Source organism: Nonomuraea sp. NPDC047529 (assembly GCF_040642995.1).
In the GTDB taxonomy this organism is placed as follows: domain Bacteria; phylum Actinomycetota; class Actinomycetes; order Streptosporangiales; family Streptosporangiaceae; genus Nonomuraea.
Genome location: NZ_JBEYTJ010000003.1, coordinates 396,319 through 409,659, shown reverse-complemented (window position 1 = coordinate 409,659; position 13,341 = coordinate 396,319). Strand labels below are relative to the sequence as shown.

12 protein-coding genes are annotated in these 13,341 nt (G+C 70.3%); 5 read left to right on the top strand and 7 right to left on the bottom strand.

What is annotated here, in order from left to right; translation table 11 throughout:
• The first annotated feature begins 110 nt into the window (after positions 1–110).
• The 3 genes from ABZ815_RS08430 to ABZ815_RS08420 are packed head-to-tail and all read left to right on the top strand — an operon-like array spanning position 111 to position 2,805.
• On the top strand, positions 111–1,121 hold the full coding sequence (locus tag ABZ815_RS08430; protein ID WP_357695384.1) for an ABC transporter substrate-binding protein: 1,011 nt from the start codon (positions 111–113) through the stop codon (positions 1,119–1,121).
• Entirely contained in the window at positions 1,118–1,951 is an 834-nt protein-coding gene (locus tag ABZ815_RS08425) for an ABC transporter permease subunit (protein ID WP_357695382.1), read from the top strand. The genes ABZ815_RS08430 and ABZ815_RS08425 overlap by 4 nt, the downstream gene beginning before the upstream one ends.
• Entirely contained in the window at positions 1,948–2,805 is an 858-nt protein-coding gene (locus ABZ815_RS08420) for an ABC transporter permease (RefSeq protein WP_357695380.1), read from the top strand. Before ABZ815_RS08425 ends, ABZ815_RS08420 begins: the two co-directional genes overlap by 4 nt.
• Here the strand turns inward: ABZ815_RS08420 and ABZ815_RS08415 are convergent.
• Positions 2,792–3,226, bottom strand: coding sequence for a pyridoxamine 5'-phosphate oxidase family protein (locus ABZ815_RS08415; protein WP_357695378.1), 435 nt, complete (start codon positions 3,224–3,226; stop codon positions 2,792–2,794). The two genes, ABZ815_RS08420 and ABZ815_RS08415, sit on opposite strands and share 14 nt — an antisense overlap.
• Positions 3,227–3,368: 142 nt before the next feature.
• Here ABZ815_RS08415 and ABZ815_RS08410 point away from each other — a divergent pair, with 142 nt between their 5' ends.
• Together ABZ815_RS08410 and ABZ815_RS08405 are read left to right on the top strand one after the other, a co-directional pair.
• Complete coding sequence (locus ABZ815_RS08410; protein WP_357695421.1) at positions 3,369–4,601, top strand: flavin-dependent oxidoreductase; 1,233 nt, start codon at positions 3,369–3,371, stop codon at positions 4,599–4,601.
• 105 nt (positions 4,602–4,706) lie between these two features.
• A complete protein-coding gene (locus ABZ815_RS08405; RefSeq protein ID WP_357695376.1) occupies positions 4,707–5,564 on the top strand; it encodes an ABC transporter ATP-binding protein in 858 nt (285 codons plus the stop codon).
• A gap of 61 nt (positions 5,565–5,625) precedes the next feature.
• Here the strand turns inward: ABZ815_RS08405 and ABZ815_RS08400 are convergent, their stop codons facing one another.
• The 6 genes from ABZ815_RS08400 to ABZ815_RS08375 form a co-directional block, all read right to left on the bottom strand.
• Positions 5,626–6,204: an ATP/GTP-binding protein gene (locus tag ABZ815_RS08400; protein WP_357695374.1), complete on the bottom strand. Its 579-nt coding sequence runs from the start codon at positions 6,202–6,204 to the stop codon at positions 5,626–5,628.
• Entirely contained in the window at positions 6,185–6,589 is a 405-nt protein-coding gene (locus ABZ815_RS08395) for a DUF742 domain-containing protein (protein ID WP_055507219.1), read from the bottom strand. Before ABZ815_RS08395 ends, ABZ815_RS08400 begins: the two co-directional genes overlap by 20 nt.
• Positions 6,590–6,608: 19 nt before the next feature.
• Positions 6,609–7,022 (bottom strand): roadblock/LC7 domain-containing protein, encoded by a 414-nt coding sequence (locus ABZ815_RS08390; RefSeq protein ID WP_201760494.1) that lies wholly within the window; start codon positions 7,020–7,022, stop codon positions 6,609–6,611.
• Between the two features lie 5 nt (positions 7,023–7,027).
• Positions 7,028–10,273 (bottom strand): nitrate- and nitrite sensing domain-containing protein, encoded by a 3,246-nt coding sequence (locus ABZ815_RS08385; RefSeq protein ID WP_357695372.1) that lies wholly within the window; start codon positions 10,271–10,273, stop codon positions 7,028–7,030.
• A gap of 252 nt (positions 10,274–10,525) precedes the next feature.
• The gene (locus ABZ815_RS08380; protein WP_357695370.1) at positions 10,526–11,923 is read right to left on the bottom strand and encodes an aminobutyraldehyde dehydrogenase; all 1,398 of its coding nucleotides are present in this window, start codon (positions 11,921–11,923) and stop codon (positions 10,526–10,528) included.
• 18 nt (positions 11,924–11,941) lie between these two features.
• Positions 11,942–13,213, bottom strand: coding sequence for a glycosyltransferase (locus ABZ815_RS08375; protein WP_357695368.1), 1,272 nt, complete (start codon positions 13,211–13,213; stop codon positions 11,942–11,944).
• Between the last annotated feature and the right edge of the window lie 128 nt (positions 13,214–13,341).

Genomic DNA, 13,341 nt, shown 5'->3' with positions numbered 1-13,341 from the left:
TGCCAATGTGGTGCTACGGTCGATTCCTGCTTGTTCGTCAGGCACTCAGCCCCGGGGGCAGTTCAGCCACCCGGTCCCCCCGGCTCGATGTCTTGAAGGGAGTCCCTGACATGAGGCTTGGCCGCTCCGCCAAGGCCGCCATCATCGGGTTCGCCGTGACTTTAGGCGCCGTAGCGTGCAGCACCGGCGGCTCAACCACCGCCGGCGCCCCGCCCTCCGCCTCCGCGAACGGCGGCGGCGGCGCCTTGGAGAAGACGAAGCTCAAGATCGCCACTCTGCCCGCCATCGACAGTGCCGCCATCTACGTCGCCATCGACCAGAAGCTCTTCGAGCAAGAGGGGCTCGACGTCACCCCGCAGGTCGTCCAGGCCGCCCCTGAGGCGATCCCCATGCTGGTCAACGGCGAGATCGACGCCATGTTCGGCAACTACGTGTCGATGTTCCAAGCGCATGACAAGGGGGCGATCAAGATCCATGTGCTCGCCGAGGGCTCGCGGGCCGCCCCCGACTCGCTCAGCATCATGGCGCTGCCCAACTCCCCCATCAAGACGCCGAAGGACCTCGCGGGCAAGACGATCAACGTCAACGTCCTGCACAACTTCCAGGAGCTCGCGCTCACCCAGGTGCTCAAGGCCAACAACATCGACCCGGCCACGATCAAGTACGTCCCCGTGACCTTCCAGAACATCATGGCCTCGTGGAAGAACGGCCAGATCGACGCCGCCTACCTGGGCGAGCCGCTGGTCACCGCGGCGACGTCGCAGATGGGCGCCCGCAAGATCCTCGACCCCGCCTCCGGGCCGGCGGCGGAGTTCCCGATCTCGGGATACATCAGCACCCAGGACTGGTACGACAAGAACCCGAAGACGGCGGCGGCCTTCCAGCGGGCCATCCACAACGCGGCCAAGCTGATGGAGAACAACCGTGAGGTGGTGGCCAAGGTGCTGCCGAACTTCACGCAGATCGACGCGTCCACGGCGGCGACGGTCACCTTCCCCTACTTCTCCAGCTCCGACAACCCGGTACGGCTGCAACGCGTGGCCGACTGGATGTGGGAGGCCAAGTGGCTGGGCAAGGAGATCGACGTCAAGGCGTTGATGTCGCCGACGACGTCGGGGTGAGCACCACCACGACGGGCACCGGAGTCCGCACCGTCATCCGCCGTCCGGCCGGCGCCGCCACGCGGTGGTCGCGCCGGGCGGCGGGGGCGGCGGGCTTCGCCGTCCTCGTCGAGCTGCTGAGCCGGTCGGGGCTGGTGGACGCCGAGGTGCTGCCGCCGGCCACGCGGATCGTCGGGCGCGGCGCCGCGCTGCTCGCCGATCGCGCCTTCCGCGACCACGCCCTGACCAGCCTGCTCGCCTGGGCCATCGGGCTGGGCCTCGCGGTGCTGGTCGCGGTGCCGCTCGGCCTGCTGCTCGGCAGCGTGCCGGTGATCGACGCCGCCACGCGTTCGGTGGTGGAGTTCCTGCGGCCGATCCCGTCGGTGGCGCTGATCCCGCTGGTCGCGCTCGTCATCGGCACCGGCCTGCAGCTCCGCGTCACACTCGTGCTCTACGCCGCCATGTGGCCCATCCTCTACAACACCATGTACGGCCTGCGCGGCGTCGACCCCGTCGCCAAGGAGACCCTGCGCTCCTACGGCTTCGGCCCGCTGTCGGTGCTGCTGCGGGTCAGCCTGCCGTCGGCGGCGCCGTTCATCACGACGGGCGTGCGGCTGGCGGCGTCGGTGGCGCTCATCCTGACCGTCAGCACCGAGATCGTGGCCGGGCGCGGGGAGGGCATCGGCGTGTTCATCTTCTTCGCCGGGATCGCGGTGCCGGCCAGGATGACCGACATCCTGGCCGGGGTCTTCTGGGTGGGGCTGTTCGGCGTGCTGGTCAACGCCCTGCTGGTGGCCGCCGAGCGGCGCGCCTTCCGCTGGCACCACGCGCGGCTGACGGAGGGCGCGTGACCAGGGCCCGCCGCGGGACAGCGGCGCGCAATGGCACGCGCGAGCCGGGGGCGCGCAACGGCACGCGCGGCACGGTGTTCCGGGTGGTCGTGCTGGTCGTGCTCGTCCTGGGGTGGGAGGCGGGCACGCGGCTGGCGGGCAGCGCGTTCTTCCCGCCGCCGACGACGATCGTGGGCCGGATGCACCAGATGTGGTTCTCCGGGCCACCCGGCAGCCTGTTCCTGACCGGCGAGGCCGTGGACAACGTCCTGCCGAGCCTGGGCAGGATGGCCGCCGGGTTCGCGGGCGGGGGCGTGGCCGGGGTGCTGCTCGGGCTGGCGTTCGGGTTGTCGGCGCGGGTCTACGACTACCTCGACGGCGTGCTGCAGTTCCTGCGCGCGATCCCGCCGCCCGCGCTGGTCACCGTGTTCCTGGTGGTGTTCGGGTTCGGGCTGCGCATGCAGCTCGCGTTCATCGTGTTCAGCGTCGTGTGGCCGGTGCTGCTCAACACGGCCGACGGCGCGCGGGCGGTCGATCCGCTGCACCTGGACACCGGGCGGGTGTTCCGGCTGTCGCGGACGGAGCGCCTGCTGCGGGTCGTGCTGCCGTCGGCGCTGCCGAAGATGTTCGCCGGGCTGCGGCTGGCGCTGTCCCTGTCGCTGATCGTGATGGTCTTCGCCGAGCTGCTGCCGGGAGCGTCCAACGGCATCGGGTTCCAGCTCACCACCGCGTACTCGACGTTCGACCTGCCCGCGATGTGGGCCGGGATCGTGCTGCTCGGCGTGCTGGGTTACCTGCTCAACGAGCTGTTCCTGGTGGCCGAGCGGCGGGTGCTGGCCTGGCACCTCGGCGCGCATCGGCTCACGGGGCAGTGAACGTGCCGGCGGCGACCGGGCGGCTGCGCGGCGGTTCGTAGGCGCCCGAGTCGATGCCCCACGACGCGACGGAGAGCGGCATGATCTCCACCCATACGGGCTCGTACCCGGGTTTCAGCCGTTCGCCGCCTGTGGAGTGCACCCGCCCGACCCCCTGGACCAGGACTCCGCGCGGCCCCTCCTCAGTGAAGTCGTCCACGACGAGCGACACCTCGGGGTTGCTCCTGACGTCGGCGCGGTACCGCCGGGGACGCACGCCCTCGGGCAGCATGCGGGAGCCGACCGCGATCATGCCGCGGTCCGGCTGGAGATGGATCCGCACGGGAACGACGTGCGGCGTTCCCCCGGCTCCCGCCGTGGCCAGCCGCGCCAGGTCGTGCGCGAGCAGGTAGGCGAACTCCCCGTCACTGAATCCGCGCATCACACACCTCACACCAGATGAGAACGAGATTAGTGGGACAAACCTGTTCTTCAGCCTGCAAAGAGAGAGAAACTTAGCGTCATGTTCCCCGTCAGGGGACACGGGTGATCGGATCGAGACCACTGGGGGCGACGTGCGGACGATGGTCGTGGGCGGCGGCATCGGCGGGCTCACCACGGCGCTCAGCCTGGCGGCGGCCGGGCTGGAGTGCGTGGTCGTGGAGGCGGCCGCCGCGCTGAGGCCGCTCGGCGTCGGGATCAACCTGCAACCGCACGCCGTACGGGAGCTGACCGAGCTCGGGCTGGCCGGCGAGCTGGCCGCGCTGGGCGTGGAGACGAGCTTCATGACCTTCGCCGACCGGCACGGCAACGTGATCCTGGCGCTGCCGCGCGGCCGGTCGGCCGGCTACCGCTGGCCGCAGTACAGCATCCACCGGGGCGAGTTGCAGATGGCGCTGCTGGCCGCGGTCGAGGAACGGGTCGGCCCGGTGCGGACGGGCGTCCGCCTGGAGGGCTTCGAACAGGACGGCAAGGAGGTCCTCGTCCGGCTCCGGCAGGGCGGCGAGCTCCTGGAGGAACGGGTGGACGTGCTCGTCGGCGCGGACGGCGTGCAGTCCACGGTACGGGCGCTGCTGCACCCGTCGGGCGATCCCCTGCTGTGGGCGGGCATCCGGATGTGGCGCGGGGTGGCCGAGACCGATCCCGTCCTGGACGGCGCCACGGTGCTGGTGGGCGGCTCCAACCGGGCCGGGAAGCTCGTGACGTATCACATCTCGGCCGGAAATCCCCGGCTGGTCAACTGGGTGGCCGAGGTCAAGGTGGCCGAGCCAGGCGTCGTCGCGGAGGCCGACTGGTCGCGCGAGGGCCGGCTGGAGGAGGTGTCCGCCCACTTCGCGGACTGGCGGTACCGTCCGGTGGACGTCCAGGGGTTGTTGTCGGGCTCGGCCCGCATCCTGGAGTACCCGATGGTGGACCGGGAGCCGCTGCCCGTCTGGGGCGAGGGCCGGGTGACGCTGCTGGGCGACGCCGCCCACCCCATGTACCCGATCGGCTCGAACGGCGGCTCGCAGGCCGTGCTCGACGCCCGGGTGCTGGCCCGGTGCCTGGCGACGTCCGGCGACCCGGTCACGGCGCTCAAGGCGTACGAGGAGGAACGGCGTCCGCCCACGTCGGCGCTGGTGCTGGCCCATCGGGCGCTGCCGATCGAGGATACGATCGCGCTGGTGACCGAACGCGCGCCCGACGGGTTCGCCGACATCGCCGACGTGCTGACGGAGGCCGAGCTGGCCGCCATGGCCGGGGCGCAGCGGCGCATCTCCGACGCCGACGTCCGGGCGCTGAACGAGCGGGGGTCGTGGAGCGTGGTCATCCCATGACAGCCGTGAAGACTCAAGGGTAAGATCCGACACCGAAGAGCCATACCGACATTTCCGGCTTCCCGAGTCGGTCCTCCGCTCGGGGCCTCGCCCCCTAGGACATCCATGCTCGAGATAGAGAACCTCTCCCACGTCTACGGCGGCGGTGGCCCCAACGCTCACCACGCCATCGAAGGGCTGAACCTGAGCGTCGCCGCGGGCGAGCTGCTGTGCATCGTCGGGCCGTCGGGCGCGGGGAAGTCCACCCTGCTGCGCTCCATCGCCGGGCTGATCAGGCCGACGGGCGGGGAGGTCAGGGTCGAGGGCGAGCTCGTGCGGCAGACGCCGGACAACCTTGCGGTGGTCTTCCAGGACTACAGCCGCTCGCTGTTCCCGTGGATGTCGGTGGCCGACAACGTGGCCCTGCCGCTGCGCCGCCGGGGCATGGACAAGCGGCAGCGCCGCGAGGCCGCCCAGGAGGCGCTGGAGTCGGTCGGGCTCCAGGGCGCCGAGAAGAAGTACCCGTTCCAGCTCTCGGGCGGCATGCAGCAGCGGGTGGCGATCGCGCGGGCGCTGGCCTACCGGCCCTCGCTCATGCTCATGGACGAGCCGTTCGGCTCGGTCGACGCCCAGACCCGCGAAGACCTCGAAGACCTGGTGCTGAAGGTGCGCGGCCACCACCAGATGACGATCGTGCTCATCACGCACGACATCGACGAGAGCGTCTACGTCGGCGACCGCGTCGTGGTGTTGTCGAAGGCGCCCGCGCACGTGGTCGGCGACCTCAAGGTCGACCTGCCCGGCCCGCGCGACCAGATCACCACCCGCGAGCACCCCGACTTCGTCCACCTGCGCGCCGAGGTCGGCCGCCTGGTGCGCGGCCACGCCACCGCAGCCGACCCTGTCGCCGAGCCCGACGCCGATGCGCCTTCCGACCCGGACGCCGAGCCCGCCGCCGAGTCCACTTCCGACTCCGTCGCCTGAGCCCGCCGCCCGACCCTCCGGGGCGCGCGCGGATCGATGGGCGCGCGCCCGGGGCTCGCGTCTATACCGGCGTGTGCGAGTGGCGGGTGAGCGCGTGCTCCACCAGCGTGATCAGGGTGGATTTCACCGTGTCGCGCTGACGGGCGTCGAGGCGGATGATCGGGATGTGCCCGCCGACGGACAGGGCCTCCCTGATCTCGTCCTCCGCGTGGGCGAACTGACCGTCCCAGCCGTTGATGCCGATCACGAAGGGCAGCTTGGCCTCTTCGAAGTAGTCGATCGCGGGGAAACTGTCCGCGAGACGGCGCGTGTCCACCAGGACGACGGCGCCGATCGCACCGCGTACGAGGTCGTCCCACATGAACCAGAAGCGGTGCTGTCCGGGGGTGCCGAACAGGTAAAGGATCAGATCGCGATCCAGCGACACACGTCCGAAGTCCATCGCCACGGTGGTGGTCGTCTTGTTCGGCGTGAGCGAGACGTCGTCGACGTGTGCCGATGCGTCCGTCATGACCGCTTCCGTGGTGAGCGGCAGGATCTCCGAGACCGCTCCCACGAACGTCGTCTTCCCCACGCCGAAGCCCCCGGCCACGACGATCTTCGTCGAGGTCAGACCGGGGCTAGAGCCTGCGAAGTCCACTGAGCACCCTTTCGAGCAAGTTGAGGTCCGGCTTTCCCGCGTCCAGCGCAGGCTGGTGCACGCGGATCAGGCCCTCCGACGCCATGTCGGCGATCAGCACCCGGACCACACCAAGGGGCTGGCGTAAAAGGGCGGAGATCTCGGCAACCGACCGGACGTTCCGGGTCAGCTGAATGATCGCCTGATACTCCGGACTCAGTAGGGAAATGTCTTGGTATTCCGACGTCACGGAGGACACCAAAGCCTCCATGGCGAACTTCATCCGCGGCGCGGTGCGCCCCCCGGTTACGGCATAGGGCCGTACCAGGGAGCTCGGCTTCTGCGGACGAGGGGCCGCCGGATGCGGCGGAGTGCTATCACCAGCCCAACCCTGACCTGACACCATGATCTCCTGTCACCGCCCGCTAGCGGGGGCGGGCCGCTTGCAGCTCAGCGCGTACGGCCGGGGTGAGCACCTGACCTGCCCGCTCGACCAGCAGCGTCATCTGGTACGCCACGAGGCCCATGTCACAGTCGGGAGCCGCGAGGACGGCCAGACAGGACCCGTCGCTGATGGACATGATCATCAAGAGCCCGCGCTGCATCTCGATGACGGTCTGGGTCACCATGCCGCCCTCGAAGACCCGCGCGGCGCCCTGCGTCAAACTGATCACACCCGAGGCGACCGCGGCGAGCTGGTCGGCCCGGTCCTTGGGGAAACCCTCCGAGAAGGCCAGCGGCAGGCCGTCGGACGACACCACGACGGTGTGCGCGACGCCTGGCACGTTGTTCACGAAGTCGGTGATCAGCCAGCTGATGCCACGCGCTCCCTGGCTCATCTCTCTCATTTGTCCTCCTCATTCTCTTCTCCGCGGGTGAACGCGCGGCCTTGCCGCACTCCCTGCTGGAAGCTGGAGAGCCTGCTGCGCAACCGCTCGGGCGAGATCTGCGGCGGCGGTGACGTGGGCTGCGGCTCGGCGAGACTGGCCGTACCGGGCACGAGGTTGGCCTTGGGCACGCGGCGCGGCAGGCCCGAGGCCGTGATGCCGGACTGGGCGGGCTGCGCCGCGGCCTGGGCCGCCTGGAAACCCGAGTCGGCGGGCGAGGACCACGACGCGCCGGCGCCGGACTGGCCGGGCTTGCGCTGCGGCAGCCCGGACCGGCCGGTCGCCGGGGCGGCGGGCGGCGCCGCGGGCGGCGCGGACGCCGGGGGCTCGGCGGGCACGGCCGGGTGCACGGCGGTGATCTCGTGCTCGGACTCCTGGTCCTGGCGCAGCTGCTCGGGGTCGGGCCTGCGGAACCAGTCCGAGCCGACGGACGAGAAGATCGGCAGGAACTCCTCGCCCTGCTCCTCCAGGGGCGAGGTGCGCACCACGGGGAGCGGGCCGGTCATGTCCTGCGAGGAGTAGTCGCCCTGGCCGAACGGGCCGAAGGCGCCCGGACTGCTCTGCTCGTACTGGTCGGCGGGCTTGGGCTCCTCCGCGCCGAACCCCTGGAGGTCGCCGAACGCCGAGCGGTAGGGCTCCTCGCCGTACGGCGGGGGGCTCGGCCGGTCGACCGACTCGAACAGGGACCGCCGCGGCTCCTCGCCGAAGGCCGACTGGCCGAGCGAGGTGTCGCCGAAGGACGGCGAGCCGAAGGAGGACCAGCGGGGCTCCTCCTTCCCGGCCTGCGGCGGCTCGGTGGCGAAGGACGGCCAGCGGGGCTCGTCGTCCTGCATCGGCGGCGGCTGCTCGGCGAAGGAGGGCCAGCGCTGCTCGCCCCACGGGGACTGGGCCTGCGGCTGCGGCTCGGGCTGGGCCGCCGGCGGCTCCTCCGCGAAGAACGGCTTGGGCTCGTCGGAGTAGAACGGCTTGGGCTCGTCGGCGAAGAAGGGCTTGGGCTCGTCGCCGAAGGACGGCTTGGGGTCCTCGGCGAACGAGGGCCAGCGCGGCTCGTCCCGGCCGGGCTCCTCGCCGAAGGATCCCCAGCGGGTCTCCTCCTGCGCGGACTCGTCGGCGAAGGACGGCCAGTTGCCGGTGCCCGGCGCGGGCAGCGAGCCCGGCCACTGCGTGTCCAGCACCCGGTCGGCCGAGGCCGGCGCGGAGGCGTGGCCGCCGTTCTGGCTCGCCTCGTCGGGCTGGGCGGGCACGCCGAACTGGCTCGGGTCGAACGTGGTGAACGCCTCGTACTGGCTGCCGGCCTGCTGCGGCATGCCTGCGCCGCCGCTGATGAGCATGTCGGGCATCATCACCAGCGCGCTCAGGCCGCCGGTCTCCCGCATGCTGAGCTGGACGCGGATGCCGTGGCGCAGCGCCAGGCGGCCGACCACGAACAGGCCCATGCGGCGGGAGACGCCGACGTCCACGACGGGCGGGTTGGCCAGGCGCCAGTTGGCCTCGGCGAGCTCTTCGGGGCTCATGCCGATGCCCAGGTCGTTGATGGAGATCATGACGCCGCCGTCGGCGGCCACGCTGCTGACCTCGACCTTGCTCTCGCGGGGCGAGAAGGAGATCGCGTTCTCGATCAGCTCGGCGAGCAGGTGGACGGCGTCGGTGACGGCCGGGCCGACGATCAGCGTGCCGGACGGGATCTTGATCTGGACCCGCTCGTAGTTCTCGACCTCCGACAGCGAGGCGCGGGCGATGTCGACCAGCGGCACCGGCTCGCTCCACTTGCGCGCGGCCTCCTGGCCGGCGAGGACCAGGAGGTTCTCGCTGTTGCGGCGCATGCGGGTGGCCAGGTGGTCGAGGCGGAACAGGTTCGCGAGCCGCTGCTCGTCCTCCTCGCCCTGCTCCAGGCCCTCGATGAGCTGGAGCTGCCGTTCGACCAGCGTCTGGCTGCGGCGGGAGAGGTTGACGAACATGGCGTTGACGTTGGCGCGCAGCTTGGCCTCGTCACCGGCCAGCCGGAGCGCCTCGCGGTGGACCTCGTCGAAGGCCCGGGCCACTTCACCGATCTCGTCACGGGTGTTGACGCCGACCGAGGGCACCTCGGGCACCTGCGCGCCCTCACCGGACTCGCGCAGGATGCGGACGGTCTCGGGCAGCCGGGTGGTGGCCACCTGGAGCGCCTCGGCGCGCAGCCGGCGCAGCGGGCGGACCAGCGAACCGGCCACCCGGGTGGTGATGATCAGGACGAGCAGCAGCAGGACGAGGATGGTCGCGCCGCTGATGATGGCGTTGCGCTGCTCGGTGTCGCTCAGCTCACGGGCCCTGGTCACGATCTTGGTGGCCAGGGAGTCCTCGACCTTGCGCATGGCGTTGCCGGCCAGCGTGGTGCTGTCGTACCAGCGGCTCAGGTCGCGGGCGGAGGTGACGTCGAGATCCTTGATCTGGTTGTACTCACGGATCTGGGCCAGGGCGCGTTGCCGCATCGCGTCGGCGCGGTCGATGTCCGAGCCGCGCATGCCCTTCTGGTACGCCTTCAGGTCGGCCGGGTCGGCCTCCCGCTCGAAGGCGGCGAGCTCGGCCTGCTGGCGGCTCCACGAGCCGAGCAACTCCGACGGATCGTCGTAGTCGAGCTTACGCTCAAGGAGCGCGATCATGAGAATGGTCTGCTGCCTGGAGACTTCTTCCTTGACCCGCTCCAGCGAGCCGAGGGCGGCCACGTCACCCTGGAGGTCGTCGTCGTTCACGCCGTCGCCCAGGTCGCCCAGGATGCCGGAGAAGACGCCGATCATCGTCGTGTACGTGGTGATCGCGGCTCGCGAGGGCGCGCCGTCGGCCACCATCGACGCCCGGAGGCTGTCGAGGCCGGCCAGCCACCGGCGCATGTTCTCCACGCCCTCGCGGATACGGGCCGAGTGCGCGGCGTCGATGGCGTTCGCCGAGGCCAGCACCCGCTTCTTGGCCGCGTCGACGGCCGCGCGCTGGGTCTTGAGCTGGACGAACCGTCCGGACTTCGACTGGTCGGTGACGTACCACGCGGTGAGCGTGCGTTCCTTGGCCAGCTCGTGGTTGAGTCCGCCGATGCGCTGCACCAGCTCGGCGACCTGGGTCAGCCGGCGGTACTCGGAGCTCGTCCCGATCGCGTTGGCGAGCTGCACACCCGCGAGGAGCACGCCCACGATGGTGGGGATGAGGATCAGCGCGATCAGCCTTGAGCGCACACGCCAGTTCCCCAGCCGGAACCTTCCGCCTGTGTACTCCCCTGACCTCGTGTGCCTGGGGTTTTCCGTCCTCACTGACTCTCGCTACCTCTCGCCGGTACGTGCTCGAAAGAAAATCAGACACGCGTGTGGCGCATGGGATTCTGTCCGGCTGGGTAATTGGAACACAGTCCGTACCAGACGGCCAACCGTACATTTCCCACTAAATGCACCCAAAGCGACACTTTGGGCGACATATCGCCGTACACGTTTTCAGGCGGGCCGGAACGAATCCCGCTCCACGGGTGCCGCGTGCTTGACCATCAGGTGACGGGTCACCGAATACTCCTGCACCGCCTCCTGGCTCATGTCCTTACCGAACCCGCTGCCCTTCACGCCGCCGTGCGGCGCCTCGCTGGCGATCGGGAGATGATCGTTCACCCAGGTCACGCCCACGTCCAGCCGGTGGGACACGCGCATCGCCCGCGCGACGTCGCGCGACCACACCGACGAGGCGAGCCCGTACGGGGTGTCGTTGGCCAGCCGGACGGCCTCGTCCTCGCCGTCGAACGGCAGTGCCACAAGGACCGGTCCGAAAAGTTCTCCCTGGACGATCTCGCTCTCCTGTGCGACATCGGTCACAAGCGTGGGCGGGTAGAAGAACCCGGGCCCCTCGACGGGCGCGCCGCCATGCACGATCCGCCCGCCCGAGCGTGAGACGAAGCCGTGCACGCGCTCGCGGTGGGCGGCCGAGATCAGCGGGCCGATGTCCGTCGCCGGGTCCCAGGGGTCGCCCACGGTGATCTCGGCGAGCGTCGCCCGGATGGCCTCGACGGCGTCGTCGTAGATCTCGCGGGCCACGTACACGCGGGTGGCCGCGGTGCAGTCCTGGCCGGTGTTGTACGTGGCGCCCATGGCCACGCCGCGGGCCATCTCGGCCAGGTCGGCGTCCTGGAAGACCAGGGCGGGCGCCTTGCCGCCGAGTTCGAGGTGCACCCGCTTGAGCGTGGCCGCCGCGCCGGTCATGACCGCCCGGCCGGTGCCGGTCGAGCCGGTGACGCTCACCATGTCCACGCCCGGGTCGGTCACCAGCGCCTGGCCGACCTCGGCGTCGCCGGTGACCGCCTGGACGAGCCCCTCGGGCGCGCCCGCCTTGGCGAACAGCTCGGCCAGGCGCAGCGTCGTGCGCGGCGTCTGCGGCGCCGGCTTGATGACCACGGCGTTGCCGGCGGCCACGGCCGGGCCGACCTTCCACACCGCCATGACGAACGGGAAGTTCCATGGCGCGATCGACCCCACCACCCCGACGGGCCGGCGCAGCAGCACCGAGGTGTAACCGGCGCTGAACACCCCGGCGCCCGACCCTTCGAGAGAGCGGGCGGCGCCGGCGAAGAAGCGCAGGTTGTCGACGGCGAAGGGCAGCTCGCCGTCCCTGAACACGGCCGCCGGCTTGCCGGTCTCCTCCACCTCCAGCCTGGTCAGCTCCTCGGCGTCGGCCTCCACCAGGTCGGCCAGGCGCAGCAGCAGCCGCTGGCGCTCGGCGGGAGTGGTCTGCGCCCACTCCTCGTACGCGCCCCTGGCGGTCCGGACGGCCGCCGCCACGTCCGCCACCGGCGTGTCCGGAATCTCGGCGCACGGGAGGCCGGTGGCGGGGTTGATCAGTTCACGCATGGAATGTCCTCGAAATCCCTACTGGCCGAGCTGTTCGATCAGGTCGGCGGCCTTGCGCAGGCCGTCACGGCCGCGGATCTCCTCGCCCGCGGCGGCGAGCCTCGCGCGCATCTCGGTGTCGCCGAGCAGGCGCTCCACGGCGCCGGTCAGCTCCTCGTCGGTGAAGGTGTAGGTGGAGAGCCTGACACCGTAGCCCAGTTCGTCCACGCGCTGGGCGTTGTCGTACTGGTCCCAGAACAGCGGGAGCACGATCATCGGCTTGCCGAAGTGCGCCGCCTCGGTGGTGGTGTTGTTGCCGCCGTGCGTGATGACCAGGTCGCACAGCGGGATGATCTTCGTCTGCGGCAGGAACTCGGCGCCGTACATGTTGTCGGCGAGCTTGATCTCCTCGTGCAGCGGGCCCTTGGAGACGATGTACTGGTGGCGCGTGCCGGCCAGGATGTCGATCACGCGCTGCATCAGCTCCACGTCGGAGGAGCCGAGCGAGCCGAGCGAGAAGTAGATCAGCGAGCCGTCGTTACGCTCGAAGGGCAGCGTGAAGTCCTCGTCGGTCTCGCGCACCGAGGAGTCGAGCCGCTGCCAGCTCGGGCCGAGCGGGCGGGCGTCGGTGTAGTCGAGGATCTCGGGGAAGACGTAGAGGTTCAGGTCGCCCTCGTGGATGAAGTCCAGGTCGGGCAGCGGGGCCGTGCCCTGCTCGACGCACCACGCGTTGAAGGCCGTCCAGATCTCGCGGTGGGTGCGGTCGTACTCGGCGCGGAAGGCGTCCCACTCGGAGCGGTCGTCGGCGGGCAGGCCGGAGAATACCGGCGCGACGTTCTCGCCGCGCACCTCCAGCGGGTTGCAGGAGACGATGCGGACGAACTTCTTGCCGGCCGTGAGCAGCGCCGGGAACGTGATCACGTTGTCCTCGACGATCACGTCCGGGTTCACGCGCTCGATGATGGCCTTGAGCTGCGGCTCGCAGTACTTGGCGCCGTCGATGAGGGAGTCCCAGATCGGCTTGGTGACGGTGTCGAGCTGCTCCAGCGTGCTCTTGCGGTACTCCGGCGCGGTCTCGCGGATGAAGTCCTTCCAGAACTGACCGGCGTCCTGCTCCTCGGCGTTCTCGGCCGGCGGGGCGAGGTCGACGAGGTCCTCCTCGAAGCCGAGCGCTTCGAGCTTGCCCTTCCAGGAGGATTCGGCGGCGAAGACGACGCGGTGCCCGCGACGACGGAGAATGTCGCCGATGCCGATGCTGTTGTTCGTGGGGCCGTACGCGCTCTCTGGCATGAACAGGATGGTGAGGGACATCGTGAACTCCGGGGGAACTCGTCAAATTGAAGAGGAATTCAAATACTCATCTAGCGTGAAGCGCAAGTTAAGTGCACTATGGTCACGGCCGATCTGAATGGTGACCAAACGCACGGGGGGTGGTGGTC